This is a genomic window from Pseudarthrobacter sp. NPDC080039 (assembly GCF_040702335.1).
GTDB classification, from domain to species: Bacteria; Actinomycetota; Actinomycetes; order Actinomycetales; family Micrococcaceae; genus Arthrobacter; species Arthrobacter enclensis_A.
Genome location: NZ_JBFBKY010000013.1, coordinates 40,723 through 55,408, shown reverse-complemented (window position 1 = coordinate 55,408; position 14,686 = coordinate 40,723). Strand labels below are relative to the sequence as shown.

Below are 14,686 nucleotides of genomic sequence, written 5' to 3'. Positions count from 1 at the left end.
CTCATGCCGCCGCCTTCGGTCAACGGGGCTGGCAGGCCTGCAGGCAGGTCAGGATGCCGACCGCGTGTCGAACGCCGCCGCTGATTCGCGCAGCAGCCGTGCCACGGTATCCACGGGCAGGCTGCTGCGCCGGCGGCGTCCGCCGAACCGCCGCAGGACGATGCGCCGCGTACCCAGCCCGGGAACGTCCAGGACCTCCACCCCGTCCTGGACCACGCCGGTCAGGGCAAGGGTGGGGACGATTGCGACGCCTTCGCCCGCGGCGACGAGAGCGAGCGCCGTCAGGGTGTCCAGGTACTGGTGGACCGTTTCCATCTGCGTTCCCGCGGCGCGGCCCAGCCGGCTGAGCACGGAAACGTTGGCTGCCGAAGGTTCCACTCCCAGCCATGGAAGCGGCAGGCGCCCGAGGTCGATGTTCTCGGTGGTGAGCAGGGAGCCGGACGGCACCACCAGTTTCCACGGCTCATCCAGGAGTGGCTCCTCAATCAGTCCCGCCCCAAGCGCACGCTGCCCGGCCGCCGTCGAATCAAGCTCCACCACGACGGCGTCAAGCTCGCGCTGGCGCAGCAGCCGCATGAGGACGGGAAAGTCGTCTTCCACAATGTGGATCTGTAACTGGGGGTACTGGGTGCGCCATGCCGGCAGCCACGGGATCACGACGGTCCGTACGAAGCTGGTAAATCCGCCCACGCGCACCACCCCTGCCACCTTGGCCCCTCCTTCCATCCGGGCCAGGGCAGCGCTGAGCGCGCGTTCGATCTCTTCACCTGCTTCTGCTATCGCCACGCCCGCCGGCGTCAGCACTGAGCCCTTCGGCGTGCGCAGCACCAGGGCATGACCGGTTTCGTCCTCCAGCTTGCTGAGTTGCTGGGGCACAGCCGAGGGGGTGATTCTCAGTTCCTCGGCGGCCGCCAGGACGCCGCCGTTCCGGGCAACCGCGAGAAGGACGCGCACGCGGCGCGGATCGATGTCCATGTTAAGTAGTTCTAAACCATAGCTTCAGAAGAAAGCAATTGAACTAAATGAATTACGGAGCCAATAATGGCCATGGACCGGACTGAAGGCCGAAGGAGAATTCGCGTCGGGAGGCAACGCATGGAACTGGTATGGGAAATTTCCGGTTGGGCCGGTGCGGTTGCGATTCTCAGCGCCTACCTGGCCGTTTCGATGGGATGGCTCAAAGCCGGCAAGGGCTTCCAAACCGCCAATCTTTTGGGGTCCTGCGCCTTTATCGTCAACGGCGCCTTCCACGAGGCGTGGCCGTCGGTGGTCAGCAATGTCGCCTGGTTCCTTATTTCCGCCACGGCACTTTTCCGCATGCGGGCTGCCCGGGTATCTGCTGTTGATGAGACGGCGCCGGTGCAGCTTCCGGGCGTGCCCGAGACAACAGGCCAGCTTGCCGTCATTGAACCGCCGCGGGCGGCCTGTCCCCTGTAAGTTCGGCCTGCACCGGGGAAGCCGAACGTTTCAGTACTCGCCCTTGATCACGAAGTAGGAGCCGCGGATGGTGCCGGCGAGCTTGGATTTCTGGCGGGCGAACTTGAAGCTGGCGGCCAGCTCTTCCGGGACTTCCATCCCATCGGAGAGCTTAAAACCCACGGCCCGCTTGCCGCCCTCCTCGATCGCGTACATGACGTTGATGGCCAGCCCGGATTCGTAGAACACGTAGGCCATCCGCAGCCCGTCCACTTCGAAGGCGGATACCTCAAGCGGCTTTGATGCGATGACCAGGTTCCGCTCGGTGGACAGGATGGTGTTCACGTAGTCCAACACCTCGGGAGCCTCGGCCGCCGGGACTACAGTGAAATCGTGGCCGTACTTGTTCTTGTAGTACCGCGCCTCGTTGGCCCGCAGGCCGGCCAGCGCGTCCGCCACCGGCGATGATTCCAATCCGGCGGTGGACACGTTTTTGAAATCCACGGTGTACGGCATCGGTCCTCCTGGGGATGGTTTTTCGCCCATCCTTCCAGACGCAGCCCCATGCCGCAGCTAGTCCGTGCCTGGCTCCCGGATCACCAGCACCGGGCAGTGCGCGTGGTGGATTGTCTGGTGGGATACGGAGCCGAGCAGCATCCCGGTGAATCCGCCGTGGCCGCGTGATCCCACTGCCACAAGGTCGGCGTCCCTTGAGGCATCGATGAGCGCCGCGGCCGGATTGCCCTCCACAATGCGGCCCGTGAGGGGCACGCCGCGGTCTTTGACGCGTTCGAGTTCCGCTTCGAGGATGGCCTGCGCATCCTTCTGGAAGATTTCGTAGTCCCAGGCTGTGCCCATGGCGTCGCTGACATAGGGGAAGCTCCAGGCGGTTATTGCCTGCACCTCACCCTTGCGCAACCTGGACTCCTCCACCGCCCAATCCATGGCCGCCTTGGACTGGGCGGAGCCGTCCACGCCCACCACGATTTTGAAACTTCCGCTGCCAGCCACAGTCTTCCTTTTCCTCCTGCGCCGATGGGATCGGGGCTATCCCTGGCCCGTTGATGGGCCTTGCGCCGGCACGGCCACTGTCGAGTGTTCCGCCGCAGCTGCCTTGTGGGGGTTGCCTGCTTCCCTGGCGCAGTGCAGGCAACAATAGACTCCGGCTTCGCTCTGGACCGGGTGCCCCAGGATGCGGCAGCCGCAGTGCTCGCATGCGGGAGCCATCATATGAATGGCGCACTCAAAGCTGTCGAACGTGCCGGTCTGGTTCCCCATACTGACGGTGAACATGCGGCCCTCGCTGCTGCCGCAGACATCACATGCGCCCATGGTCCCTGCCTCCTGTTGTACTCGCCTGCTCCAGACACTCAAGTTGACTGCGCGGGCGGGTTTCCTGCCTAGGGGCGAAGGTCCCACGGCATCCGCACTGGGCAGGACAGCCGGGTATGCCAGAAGGTGGTTTACCGGAAGAAATTTTTCGGATCCCGCCCATCCGGCGGGCGGCTGGCTTCGAAACCCAATTGACGGAGTACAACCAAGCTAGGACGGGACAATGGATGCCTTGGACCAGCAGGCCCTGACCGGTGCTGTCATCAAGGAACACCGGCTGGATCTGGCGCAGCTGTGGCTGGAATTTGTTGGGCTGGGCGGGGACGCCTCCGAACAGCTTCTCCGGGATTATTGCGCGGGTGAAGCCGGCCTCTCCACGAAGGAGCGGGACGCACTGGCGCAGGCCGTTAATGAACACTGCGCCGCGGAGGGGCTGCCGCTGCGGGCTCCCCTCAGCAGCTCCGCCCTGTTCCTCTGCCAGCCGAAGCGGCAGGACCCCTACTCGTCAAAGTAGGTGAAGGTGTCTGCGGCGCCGGCCACAGAGGCGACCACCGCCGCGGCAACCTCGCGGAGCTTCATGTTCCTGCTGTTGGACGCGTCCCGGAGCAGCTTGAATGCTGCGGCCTGGCTGCAGCGGTTCTGCGCCATGATGGCCCCTGTCGCAAGGTCGATCACGGTACGCGTCTGCATTGCAGCGCTCATGCCTTCCTTGATCTCCTCAAGCTTCAGCATGCGCAGGGCCAGCTTGAGCCCCTTGGACGCCTGCCGCACAAAGGCCTCGGCAACATGGATTTCGTCCCTGATGTCGACAGGCTGTGAGCAGTAGAACGTCAGCACGCCCCGGGCATCGCCCTCAAGCATCGCGGGAATGCTCAGCACCGAAAGGATGCCCTGCCGCCGGAGCGCGCGGACGTACTCCGGCCAACGCTGTTCCCGCCGCAGGTCTGCCACCAGGACAGTACTGGCGGTCCGTATGGCCAGCAGGCCCGGTCCGTCACCGTGTTCGGATTCCAGCGGGCTCAGCAGCGCTGCACCGGTGTTGCTTCCGGCAGTTGCTGCGGGTTTCTTGGGCCGCAGCACCGTAATCTCGCAGAAGCATTCATGGTCCGGCGGAGCCAGCCTGAACGCGGCATACGCGGCAAGGTCCCGGAGGAATGCCTCAACCTCAGGGTTCTGCAGGAACGACTCCTGGAGATGCAGGGCAACGTCTGCGAAGTCCCCGCGTTCGGGGACGCCGGCGTTGGGCACGGTCTTACCTCCCGGACAGTAGTTAAAGCAACAGCACTGTGGCCGCACACTGCCGAACGGTGATGACAGCCTACCCCTGGTGAGGCCGTAATCTGTCAACCATGACGCGCCTCTCCACGCCCAGTGGGCCTGTCCGCGGGAGCCATCTGGAAACTGACGGGACCACCATCCACCGGTTCCTTGGCATTCCCTACGCCGGGCCGCCGTCGGGAGCCAGCCGCTTCAGGCCTCCTGTCCCGGTCGTCCCCTGGACCGAAGTCCTGGATTGCCTGGCACCCGGCCCCGCTGCGCCCCAGAACCCGGAGTCCCCTGCGCCTCCCGGGACCGAGCCCCGACGCTGGAACGAGGGAGGCTGCCTCAACCTCAACATCTGGACGCCGGGGACGGATGCTGCCGCCAGGCCGGTGATGGTGTGGATCCATGGCGGCGCGTTCCTTGTGGGCGGCAACGCTGACGGAATGTACGACGGCGCCCGGCTCGCCGCCTCGGCGGGCGTGGTGCTGGTGTCGGTCAACTACCGCCTTGGCGCCCTGGGTTTCCTGCACCTGGCCGACCTGCTGGGCGCCGCGTATGAGGACTCGTCCAACCTTGGCCTGCTGGACCAGCTGGAGGCCCTCCGCTGGGTGCGCCGGAACATCGGCGCGTTTGGCGGCGACCCGGACAACGTCACCGTTTTCGGCGAGTCCGCCGGCGCCGCAGCGGTCGGCACCCTGCTGGGCATGCCGGCGTCGGAAGGGCTGTTCCGCCGCGCCATCATGCAAAGCGGCACCGCGGAACGGTTCCGCCCGCCGGCGGACTCCGCCCGGGTCACTTCCCTGTTCCTGGAACTGTGCGGGCTTGGGGCCTCCTTCGCCAGGGAACTGCCCGCCCTCCCCGTGGAGCAACTGCTGGGCGCCCAGCAAAAGCTGGAACGGCGCATTGCAGCTGAATCCTTCGCGGTTCCGTTGCCGTTCCAGCCAACGGTGGGCACACCATCGCTGCCGGCCCCGCCGCTGGACAGCATCCGCAACGGGCTCAACGGCGGCGTGGACCTGCTGATCGGGACCAACCTCAATGAGGGCTCCTTCGCCGTCGAGATGCGGCCGGCTGCCGGTGACCCGGCCTACCCTGAGCGTGCTGCAGCCGTGCTCGCAGGCTCAGGGATCCCCGCCACCGAAGCACCCGGCTACGCGTCGGCTCTTGCACAGGTGCTGAAGCGCGAGCCATCAGGAAAGGAACTCCTGGAGGCCGCCATTGCCGATTCCATCTACCGCCAGCCCAGCAACCGGCTCCTGGCCACCCGCCACCTGGCTGTGGAAAACAGCGCTGCCGGACACACTTTCGCCTACTTGTTCACGTGGCGCAGCCCGGCCATGGGCGGAAAACTCGGCGCCTGCCACGCGCTGGACATCCCCTTCGTGTTCCGGCACCTGGATGCGCCCGAAGCCGCCTTCCTCACCAGAGGCAAGGCACCCCACGCCCTGAGCGACGCCATGAGCGGTGCCTGGGCCGCCTTCGCGCGCACGGGAAGGCCAGGCGTCCCGGGGCTTGAGTGGCCCGGGTACGGGGAGCAGCGCACCACCATGGTGCTCGACGCCGACACCCGGCTTGAGGATGATCCGCGCCGGGAGATCCGGGAGTTCTTCGAGTGGGTCAGGCCGCTGCCAGCGAATTGAGCTTGTCCCGGATCCCGTTCAGTGCGGGATCGCGCAGGGAATTGAAGGCAGGCTTCAGGAGCGGCTGGATGATCCTGGCCGGCCCGTGGATGCTGAACTCGGCCGTGTACTTCACTACCGAACCTGTCCCATTGGGGCTGACGTCAATGGAATCGAACGAGGTAACGGTCTTGTTTTCGCCGCGCAGCTTGATGTGATTGGCGGTCAGCTCGATGACTTCGTATTCCAGGGACTGGCGCTTTCCCCGAAACTCGGACTCCGCGTGATACTTGTGCCCCACCGCCACCGGCCCCGGGGTGATCTTGTCCATGACAGGGGTGTTGGGGTCCCACTCGCTGGTGTTTTCAAACTCACTCAGGAAGGCAAAGGCCTTCTCCGCGGACAGATTGGTTTCCACACTTCCGGTGACTGTGATCATCGTCCCAGTGTAGGAGCAGGATGCAACTGGGCGGCAGCCATTTTGTAGCAGAGCCTGCCGCCAAGCGCCTGCGGCCTGATCCATGCCTCGTAGCCTTCGGCGGCGGTGAACAACGCCCGGCCACCGGACGCGTCGGCGGCGAGCCACAGGGCGGCCGGGAACGGCATGGCATCATCCACCACGCCGGCCCGGACCACCTCTGAGTCCTTCCGGATTTCCACGGGAACACCGATCAACCGGGCCCAATCGTGGGAGGGGTAGGGCTTCATGGCGTTCCCTGATGCTTCCGGCTAGCAGGACTCGAAGTCAGTGAGGACCTTAACCTTGCCCGCCGAGGCCGACGACGGGTCGAAGGTGTAACCAATCCATTCCTTGGCAAGCCGGCGGGCGAGTTCGACGCCCACCACGCGCTGGCCCATGGTGAGGACCTGGCAGTCGTTGGACAGGATGGACCGTTCGACGGAGAAAGAGTCGTGCGCGGCGGCAGCGCGGATGCCTTCCACCTTGTTCGCGGCGATGGCCACGCCGATGCCCGTCCCGCAGAAGAGGATGGCCCGGTCCGCTTTGCCGTCCCGGATCATCTCGCCGGCTGCAATGCCCACATAGGGGTAGGGCCTCGTGAAGTCGTTGGGTGCATCGGTCCGGTTGACGCCGATGTCGATGACCTCAGAGACGCGCGGATCGTTGCGCAGATCCGCCAGGACCTTGTCCTTGTAGTCGACGCCGGCTTCGTCCGCGCCGACAATGAGCCTCAGCCCCATGGTGGTTTCCTCCGTCGTCATTACTTAGCTCCTGCCTGGGCAGCGGTTGTGCTTGCGGTGAAGTGTGGGCCCATCACGGCGAACACCATCGCCAGGGAGGTGGCGCCGGGGTCCGGCGTGCCCAGGCTCTTCTCCGCCAGGGGGCGGGCGCGGCCCTTCAGGGGCAGCAGGTCGGCTGTTGCCTCTGCCGCGCAAGCAGCTTCGCGTGCAGCGTCCTGCCAGGCTTCGCCCGGGTCCGCCCCGCCGGCCACGGCATGGCCGAATGTGGACGCGAAGGGCAGCAGTGCGTCCACCATGGTCTTGTCCCCGATTTCGGCCTTGCCCAGCTGGACAATGCGGTCCGCGAACGCGGTCACTGCGGCCGCGAGGACGGCAGCTTCGGGCGCGGAGGCATTCCCCACGGTCTCACCGAAGGCGCGCAGCCCGGCACCCCACAGCACCCCGGAGGTTCCGCCGGCTTTGTCCGCCCAGGCATCGCCTGCAGCGGCGAGGACATCGCCCGCTCCGGCGCCTTGACCGACAGCATCCGATGCTGCCGCGGCTGCGGCGTCTACGCCCCGGACCATGCCGCGGCCGTGGTCGCCGTCGCCGGCAATCGCATCCATCCGGCCCAGCCGTTCCTCGGCCCCGTGCAGCGACTCCCGGGCGGCAGCAATGGCCTCGACGCAGGCGGCGGCGTACTCACGGGAGGCGTCCGTGGCGACGAACGCGGCCGCGGAGGCGCCGCCGTCGGCCGCTTCTTCTTCGGCGGAAGTGCCCGTCTGGGCCGGGACGGCACCCCGCCGGTACGCCGGGGTCTCCGCGGGGGCAACCCACAGCGGCTCCAGTTCCTCATCAAGCCAAGTAACGGTCAGCGAGACGCCGGCCATGTCCAGGCTGGTGACCAGTTCGCCCACTTCCGGCATGACCAGGGTGTAGCCGGCGGCGCGCAACAGCGGCGCCACGGTCCCCCAGAGGACGAACAGCTCCTCATGTTTGGTGGAGCCAAGCCCGTTCAGGATGACCGCGATCCGCTGGCCCGCGTTGGCCGGGGTCTCGGAGAGCACGCGGGCCACCAGCTCCTGGCCCAGTTCCTTGGCGGAGGGCAGGCCGGTGTCGTGCAGGCCCGGTTCGCCGTGGATGCCAAGGCCCAGGCCCATTTGCCCTTCCGGCAGGGTGAACAGCGGGGCGTCGGCGCCCGGGAAGGTGCAGCCGGCGAAGGCACTCCCAATGGTGCGGGTCAGGCCGTTGGCCTTGCGGCCCAGGCGGACCACCTCGGCGAGGTCAGCACCGTTTTCGGCGGCGGCGCCCATCACCTTGAAGACGGTGAAGTCACCGGCGATGCCGCGGCGCTTGGCGGATTCCGACGGCGCGGCGCTGGCGATGTCGTCCGTCACCAGGACGTTCTCCACGGCGATGCCCTCGGCGGTGAGCCGCTCGCTGGCCATGCCGAAGTTCATCACGTCCCCGGCGTAGTTGCCGTAGGTGAAGACGACGCCGGCCCCCGACTCGGCGGCTTTGGCCACGGAGTAAGCCTGATGGGCGGAAGGTGAGGTAAAGATGTTGCCCACCACCGCGCCGTCCGCGAAGCCGGTGCCGATCAGGCCGGCGAAGGCGGGGTAGTGGCCGGAGCCACCCCCGGTCAGGACGGCAACCTTGGGCTGCGCTGGCCGGTAGCGGCGGACGGCACCTCCGGGGACCTGGCGGACCAGGTCCGAGTGGACGTCGCAGAAGCCGGCCAGGGCCTCCTCGGCAAACTCTGAGGGGTCATTGAAGATTTTGGTCATGGTGGATTCTCCGCCGTCCGGGGTGCTGTCAGTGCTGGGGCTGTCAGTGGCTGCTAGTGGATGTGGCTGCCGCCGTTGATGTCGATGGTGGTGCCGGTGAGGTAGGCCGACTCCTCGGAGGACAGGAAGGCGATCACGGAGGCCACTTCCTCGGTGGTGGCGTTGCGGCCAAGCGGGATCCCGGCGTTGATGGCCGCTTCCTGCTCTTCGGTGCTGCCGACGCGGATGTTGGTGTCCACGGCGCCGGGAGTAATGGCGTTGACGGTGACGCCGGTGGTGCCGAGTTCACGGGCCAGGGCCTTGGTGAAGCCGAGGATGGCTGCCTTGGCGGCTGAGTACGGGACCTTGCCGAAGACGCCGCCGCCGCGCTGGGCGGACACGGAGGACATGTTGACGATCCGGCCCCAGCCGTTGGCGATCATGTCCGGCAGGAATGCCTTGGTCACCAGGTAAGTGCCGGTGGCGTTGACGTCCATGACCTTGTGCCACAGCTCGAGGGTGGTCTCCAGGAACGGGATGGGCGAGGTGATCCCGGCGATGTTGGCCAGGGCGCCGACGGGCGGGAGGTTGCCAGCGGCCACTTCGGCGGCGACGGCGGCCTGGGCGGCGGTGACGGAGGCCTCGTTGGCGACATCGATCTCGTGGCCGAAGGCGGGAACGTTGAATTCGTTGCCGATTTCAGCTGCGACCTTGGCGGACTTCTCGCCGTCGAGGTCCAGGATGACGATGCCCCAGCCGTCACGGGCGTAGCGGCGGGCGGTGGTGATGCCGATGCCGCGGTCCGAGGTTGCTCCGGTGAGGACGGCGGTGCGCTGGATGGTGGCCATGGTGGTGCTCCTTGAATTGTTATTTGTGGATCGATTGCTCCGTATTTGTCGTTATGAGGCGTCAAAACGACGTTTACGGAGCAATCGATGAGGGTTCAGGTCAGATGAGGTCGGTGATGAAGCTGGCTGCCTTCGCGGCGGCTGCAGGGCGTTCGTCGTTGGTGACGTCCCGGGTTTCCAGTTCGAGCGAAAAGTGGCCGGTGTACCCGTCCGCGGCGAGCCGCTTCAGGCCGTCGGCGAAGTCAGCGTCGCCGTTGCCGATGCTGAGGTTGATGTTCCCGGGCACGGCGTCGCGCAGGTGGACATGGCTGATGCGGCCCCGGTGCCGGTCCAGGTAAGCCTGGATGTCCTCGCCGGACGCCACGATGTGGCTGAAGTCCATGACGATTCCCACGCCGGACCCGGCCAGCCGGTCTGCGAGCCGCCCCGCGCGGTCCAGGTTCCAGCAGAACCGCAGAAAGTGCAGGGATTCAGTCCAAAGTTCGACGCCGAACCCGGCCGCGCGCCGTCCGGCGGCAACGAGCTGGGCGGCAACGAGGTCCAGGTCCTCTTCGACGCTGCGGACCGGGGTGTGGTCCAGGGCGCCGCAGGGAAGGACCAGTGCCTTCGCACCGGTGTTGGCAGCGAGCGTGAGCAGGGCGTCAAGGTGGCGGTGCCGCGCTGCCCGGGCATCAACGTCGAGCACCCTGTTGAGGTCCCCAATGTCCCCGTTGACCGAACGGACCCGGACGCCGGCGGCGTTGACCTCGGCGGATACGGCTTCCACGGCGGCGGCGTCCAGTTCATAGGGAACGTGGTCGCAAACGCCGGGAAGCGCGCCAAGGTCGATTTCGTCGAAGCCCAGGCCTTTCATGGTGCGCAACGCACTGGCCAGGTCCTGGTGCCGGAAGCTGATGGATGAGCACCCGAGTCTGGAATGGAACATCGTTGATCCTCTGGTTCGTGCCGAGCTTTAGTGATGGGGACCACAATAGCTTCGTTAACTGTCAACAGTCAACTCCTAGAGTCGACTGTTGACAGTGGAGATGATGTGGGTCACACTGGGGCATATCATTTGTTAACAGTCGACAGCGGCGGACTTCCTTCAGCCGCTTTTCGAAAGGGAACCACCATGAGCAAAGATGCTCTGACCATGCGCGGTCCGGTCCACGGCACCAAGGACGCCAGGCGAGTCGCCATCGGGTCCGGCGTGGGGGCCGTAATCGAGACGTATGACTTCATCGGCTTCGGCACCGCTGCCGCACTGTACTTCGGCACCGCATTCTTCCCCGGAAGCGATCCGGTTACGGGCACCCTCGCGTCCTTCGCCACCCTCGGCGTCGGCTTCGCCGCCCGCCCCCTGGGCGGCATCATCGGCGGACACCTCGGTGACAAGGTGGGCCGCAAGCCCGTCCTGGTCGCCTCCCTGATCCTGATGGGCCTGGCCACTTTCGCCATCGGCCTGCTCCCCACCTACGCGGCGGTTGGACTGCTGGCCCCCGCACTGCTCGTGTTCGTCCGCATTGTCCAGGGCCTGGCCTTCGGCGCGGAGTGGGGCGGCGCCATCCTCATGAGCTACGAGCACGCCCCGTGGAAGACCAAGGGCAAGTACACCGGCATCGTCCAGGCCGGCTTCCCCGTGGGCCTGCTGCTGGCCAACCTGACCTTCCTGGCAAGCACCGGCCTTGGCGGTGAGCTTGCCTGGCGCGTCCCGTTCCTGGCCAGCATAGTGCTGGTCATCGTCGGCCTGATCATCCGGTCCAAGGTCCCGGAGTCCCCGGTCTTCGACGAGGTCAAGGACACCGGCACCATCGTCAAGGCACCCATCGTCGAGGTCATCAAGACGGACTGGCGCAACATCGTCAAGGGCATCGGCCTCCGTATCGCCGAGACCGCCGGCTACGCCGTATCCATCACCTACATGATTTCCTACCTCAACAGCCAGCACCTGGCGGACAAGACCCAGACCCTGATCGCCCTCTGCATCGCCTCCGCCATCGGCATCTTCGCCACCCAGGCCTGGGCTGCGCTGACGGACCGCATCGGACGCCGTCCCCTCTACGTGTGGTCCACCGCGTTCGCAGCCCTGTTCGCGATCCCCATGTTCCTGCTGGTCAACACCGGCCTGTTCATCGCCATCATCCTCACCATCGTGATCTCCTACGCGGTCTGCCAGAACTCCCTGGCCGGCGCCCAGGGTGCCTGGTTCCCCGAGCTCTTCCAGGCCAAGACCCGCGCCTCCGGTGCCAGCCTGGCCTACCAGATCTCCGCCATGGTGTCCGGCTTTACCCCCTTCATCACCACCCTGCTGTTCGTCAGCTTCGGCTGGATGGGCCCGGCGCTGCTCTTCGGCGCCTACGCCCTGATCGGCCTCTGGGCCGCCGTCGCCACCAGGGAAACCTGGGGCAAGCGGGAACGCGAACTGGCGGATGAAGCCACCAAAAGCACCCCGAACACGGTCAACGCCTGAATGATCACCACGTACAAAACGACCACGGAGCCAGCAATGCCTACAGATACCGTCCATGACACCGCACTGCAGACCGCAGTGACCCAGGAGCGGGTGGACAAGATCAGCGCCGCCGCGTACCGGATTCGGCACCACGCCCTGAACATGGGCGAGGTACAGGGCCAGGGGTATGTGGGCCAGGCGCTCGGCGCCGCCGACATGCTCGCCACGGTGTACGGGGACCAGCTGCGGTTCCGCGCCGAAAACCCGCACTGGGAAGCCCGCGACCGCTTCCTGCTCTCCACCGGCCACTACGCCATCGGCCACTACGCGGCACTGGCCGAAGCCGGCATCGTCCCGGTGGAGGAACTGGAAACCTACGGCTCGGATGACTCGCGGCTGCCGATGTCCGGGATGTCCACCTACACGCCCGGCATGGAAATTTCCGGCGGCTCGCTGGGCCACGGCCTGACCATCGCCGTCGGGATGGCCCTCGGCCTCCGCTACCAGGGCTCCGGTGCCCGGGTGTTCAACTTCCTCTCCGACGGCGAGCTGGACGAGGGCTCCACGTGGGAGGCCGCCATGGGCGCGCACCACCACCAGCTGGGCAACCTGACCGCCATGGTGGACATCAACGCCCTGCAGGCGGACGGCAAGACCGACACCGTGCTGCGCACCGAGCCTGTGACGGAGAAGTGGGAATCGTTCGGCTGGTACACCCAGCGGGTGGACGGGAACGACGTCGCCGCGCTGCTGGCGGCGTTTGACAACGCAGCTTCCCAGGCGGCCGCCGTCGGACGTCCCTCCGTAATCCTGTGCGACACCAAGGTGGGCCGCGGCGTCCCGCTCCTCGAAAACCGCGAAAAGGCGCACTTCATGCGCATCGAAGAGAACGAATGGCAGATCTGCCGCGAGCAGCTCACTGCCGGCTATGAAGGAAAGGCTTCAGCATGAGCACCACCACCGAGGCCCCGGACACCGCAGCGGCGGCCAAGCCAAAGCTGAAGACCTCGGCGATGATCGCATCGTTCGCCGACCCCGGCCAGAAGACCTCCTCCGCGCCGTTCGGGCACGCGCTGGTCAAGGCCGCGCAGGAAAACGACAAGATCGTTGGCCTGACCGCAGACCTGGGCAAGTACACGGACATGCACATCTTCGCCAAGGCCTTCCCGGAACGGTTCTTCCAGATGGGCATGGCGGAGCAGCTGCTCTTCGGGGCCGCCGCCGGCCTGGCCGAGTCCGGCCTGGTGCCGTTCGCGTCCACCTACTCGGTGTTCGCCGCGCGCCGCGCCTACGACTTCCTCTGCCTGGACGCAGCCGAACCGAACCTGAACGTCAACATTGTGGGCGGACTGCCCGGCTTGACCACAGGCTATGGCCCCAGCCACCAGGCCACCGAGGACATGGCGATCTTCCGCGGCACGCCCAACCTGACCATCGTGGACCCCTGCGACTCGGTGGACATCGAACAGGCCGTCCCGCAGCTTGCTGCCTCAGAAGGTCCCACCTACCTGCGCCTGCTGCGCGGCAATGTGCCCACGGTCCTGGACGAGTACGGCTACACGTTCGAACTCGGCAAGGCCAAGGTCCTTCGCGGCGGCAACGACGTCGTGTTCATCTCCTCCGGGCTGATGACCATGCGCGCCCTCCAGGCAGCCAAGGCGCTTGAAGCACACAACGTGGACGTCGCCGTCGTGCACACCCCCACCATCAAGCCGTTCGACGCCGAAACCGTCCTCAGGGAGGTCAACACGGACCGCCTGGCCGTCACCTTGGAAAACCACTCCGTGGTGGGCGGCCTGTTCGAAACCGTCGCCTCCGCCGTCGTGACGGCCGGCCTGGGCAAGCGCGTGGTGCCCGTGGCTCTGCCGGACCAGTTCCTGGACGCCGGTGCCCTGCCCACGCTGCACGACCGTTACGGACTGGCGGTGGACCGCATCGTGGCCAAGGTCCTCGCGGAACTCGGCTAAGGCAGTATCCAATGCAGAAAGCACGGCACCGGTCCTACGCCGGAGCCGTGCTTTCTGCCGTACTATCGAAACCACTACCGACTGTAAACAGTCGACTTATGACATTGAGGACAGAAGCCATGGCCGGACTGACCGCCCCGCTGCTGGGACTGGAAAAGAAAAGCCTGCGCGAGCAGGCGCTCTCGGCGCTGAGGACCGCCATCACCAGCGGCGAACTGGAACCCGGCCGGCACCTGGTGGAAACCGAACTGTCCGAAATGCTGCAGATCAGCCGCGGCACCCTTCGCGAGGCCCTGCGCCAGCTGGAACAGGAAGGCCTCCTGTCCGCCGGGCCCCGCGGCCGCCTCTCCGTCCGGCACCTGGATGAGAAAGAAATCCGGGACATCTACGCCGTCCGTGCCGCCCTGGAGTCCCTGGCGGCCCGGACCCTGTGCGAGCTGCCGGACCGGCAGCACGTCACCGAATCGCTCCACCAGGCCATCGACGCGATGACCGCGGCAACCGGCGGAAGCCTTGAGGAACGCATCGAATCCGATCTTGAGTTCCACCGCACCCTCTGCCGCCTCACCGGCAACGAAACCCTCCTGCATTCCTGGGAATCCCTGGAGGGCTCCATTCGCATGTCCATCATGTTCGCGGGCCTGGAAAAGGGCGTCAGCAACATGAGTGTGGACCGCCACAAGGACATCGTGGCCGCCATCGACACCGGCGACGCCACCCTGGCACGCAAAACCATCCTGGAGCACATGGACACCGCAGCGGCCAACCTGGTTGCCTGACCCCTCTTGACAGCCGGGAATCCCAGCGCGGTCCCGGCCGTTAACTTACTGCGCGGTAAATAACCGCGGCGTTAACGAGGGATGGT

17 protein-coding genes are annotated in these 14,686 nt (G+C 66.2%); 7 read left to right on the top strand and 10 right to left on the bottom strand.

Going from position 1 to position 14,686, the window contains the following annotated elements:
• Positions 1-48: 48 nt before the first annotated feature.
• A complete protein-coding gene (locus AB0313_RS14495; RefSeq protein ID WP_366306294.1) occupies positions 49-975 on the bottom strand; it encodes a LysR family transcriptional regulator in 927 nt (308 codons plus the stop codon).
• Between the two features lie 120 nt (positions 976-1,095).
• Here AB0313_RS14495 and AB0313_RS14490 point away from each other — a divergent pair, with 120 nt between their 5' ends.
• The gene (locus tag AB0313_RS14490; RefSeq protein WP_366306366.1) at positions 1,096-1,437 is read left to right on the top strand and encodes a hypothetical protein; all 342 of its coding nucleotides are present in this window, start codon (positions 1,096-1,098) and stop codon (positions 1,435-1,437) included.
• A gap of 30 nt (positions 1,438-1,467) precedes the next feature.
• Here the strand turns inward: AB0313_RS14490 and AB0313_RS14485 are convergent, their stop codons facing one another.
• On the bottom strand, positions 1,468-1,932 hold the full coding sequence (locus AB0313_RS14485) for a phage tail protein (RefSeq protein WP_366306292.1): 465 nt from the start codon (positions 1,930-1,932) through the stop codon (positions 1,468-1,470).
• A 57-nt stretch (positions 1,933-1,989) separates the two neighbouring features.
• A complete protein-coding gene (locus AB0313_RS14480; protein ID WP_366306290.1) occupies positions 1,990-2,427 on the bottom strand; it encodes a universal stress protein in 438 nt (145 codons plus the stop codon).
• 544 nt (positions 2,428-2,971) lie between these two features.
• On the opposite strand from AB0313_RS14480, the gene AB0313_RS14475 reads away from it, so the two are divergent.
• On the top strand, positions 2,972-3,262 hold the full coding sequence (locus AB0313_RS14475) for a hypothetical protein (protein ID WP_307309669.1): 291 nt from the start codon (positions 2,972-2,974) through the stop codon (positions 3,260-3,262).
• Here AB0313_RS14475 and AB0313_RS14470 read toward each other — a convergent pair.
• On the bottom strand, positions 3,247-3,996 hold the full coding sequence (locus tag AB0313_RS14470; RefSeq protein WP_141944340.1) for a GAF and ANTAR domain-containing protein: 750 nt from the start codon (positions 3,994-3,996) through the stop codon (positions 3,247-3,249). The genes AB0313_RS14475 and AB0313_RS14470 overlap by 16 nt on opposite strands.
• A 101-nt stretch (positions 3,997-4,097) precedes the next feature.
• Between AB0313_RS14470 and AB0313_RS14465 the strand changes: the two genes are divergently transcribed.
• Positions 4,098-5,651 carry a carboxylesterase/lipase family protein gene (locus AB0313_RS14465; RefSeq protein WP_366306287.1) on the top strand — a complete coding sequence of 518 codons (1,554 nt, stop codon included), beginning with the start codon at positions 4,098-4,100 and terminating at the stop codon, positions 5,649-5,651.
• On the opposite strand, the gene AB0313_RS14460 is transcribed toward AB0313_RS14465, so the two are convergent.
• From AB0313_RS14460 to AB0313_RS14435, 6 genes are all read right to left on the bottom strand, one after another.
• Positions 5,629-6,069: an SRPBCC family protein gene (locus AB0313_RS14460; RefSeq protein WP_141944346.1), complete on the bottom strand. Its 441-nt coding sequence runs from the start codon at positions 6,067-6,069 to the stop codon at positions 5,629-5,631. The genes AB0313_RS14465 and AB0313_RS14460 overlap by 23 nt on opposite strands.
• Entirely contained in the window at positions 6,066-6,338 is a 273-nt protein-coding gene (locus AB0313_RS14455; RefSeq protein ID WP_141944349.1) for a hypothetical protein, read from the bottom strand. The genes AB0313_RS14460 and AB0313_RS14455 overlap by 4 nt, the downstream gene beginning before the upstream one ends.
• A gap of 21 nt (positions 6,339-6,359) precedes the next feature.
• Positions 6,360-6,851, bottom strand: a complete 492-nt coding sequence (locus tag AB0313_RS14450; protein WP_307309658.1) for an RpiB/LacA/LacB family sugar-phosphate isomerase — start codon at positions 6,849-6,851, stop codon at positions 6,360-6,362.
• On the bottom strand, positions 6,851-8,596 hold the full coding sequence (locus AB0313_RS14445; protein ID WP_366306284.1) for a dihydroxyacetone kinase family protein: 1,746 nt from the start codon (positions 8,594-8,596) through the stop codon (positions 6,851-6,853). Before AB0313_RS14445 ends, AB0313_RS14450 begins: the two co-directional genes overlap by 1 nt.
• 53 nt (positions 8,597-8,649) lie before the next feature.
• Entirely contained in the window at positions 8,650-9,423 is a 774-nt protein-coding gene (locus AB0313_RS14440) for an SDR family NAD(P)-dependent oxidoreductase (RefSeq protein WP_366306282.1), read from the bottom strand.
• A gap of 100 nt (positions 9,424-9,523) precedes the next feature.
• Positions 9,524-10,348, bottom strand: a complete 825-nt coding sequence (locus AB0313_RS14435; RefSeq protein WP_366306280.1) for a sugar phosphate isomerase/epimerase — start codon at positions 10,346-10,348, stop codon at positions 9,524-9,526.
• Between the two features lie 186 nt (positions 10,349-10,534).
• Between AB0313_RS14435 and AB0313_RS14430 the strand changes: the two genes are divergently transcribed.
• The 4 genes from AB0313_RS14430 (at position 10,535) to AB0313_RS14415 (ending at position 14,600) form a co-directional block, all read left to right on the top strand.
• Complete coding sequence (locus AB0313_RS14430; RefSeq protein ID WP_307309648.1) at positions 10,535-11,872, top strand: MFS transporter; 1,338 nt, start codon at positions 10,535-10,537, stop codon at positions 11,870-11,872.
• Positions 11,873-11,908: 36 nt separating this feature from the next.
• Positions 11,909-12,805 carry a transketolase gene (locus AB0313_RS14425; protein ID WP_366306278.1) on the top strand — a complete coding sequence of 299 codons (897 nt, stop codon included), beginning with the start codon at positions 11,909-11,911 and terminating at the stop codon, positions 12,803-12,805.
• On the top strand, positions 12,802-13,821 hold the full coding sequence (locus AB0313_RS14420; protein ID WP_366306276.1) for a transketolase C-terminal domain-containing protein: 1,020 nt from the start codon (positions 12,802-12,804) through the stop codon (positions 13,819-13,821). The genes AB0313_RS14425 and AB0313_RS14420 overlap by 4 nt, the downstream gene beginning before the upstream one ends.
• Before the next feature lie 119 nt (positions 13,822-13,940).
• Complete coding sequence (locus tag AB0313_RS14415) at positions 13,941-14,600, top strand: GntR family transcriptional regulator (protein WP_141946618.1); 660 nt, start codon at positions 13,941-13,943, stop codon at positions 14,598-14,600.
• Positions 14,601-14,686: the final 86 nt, after the last annotated feature.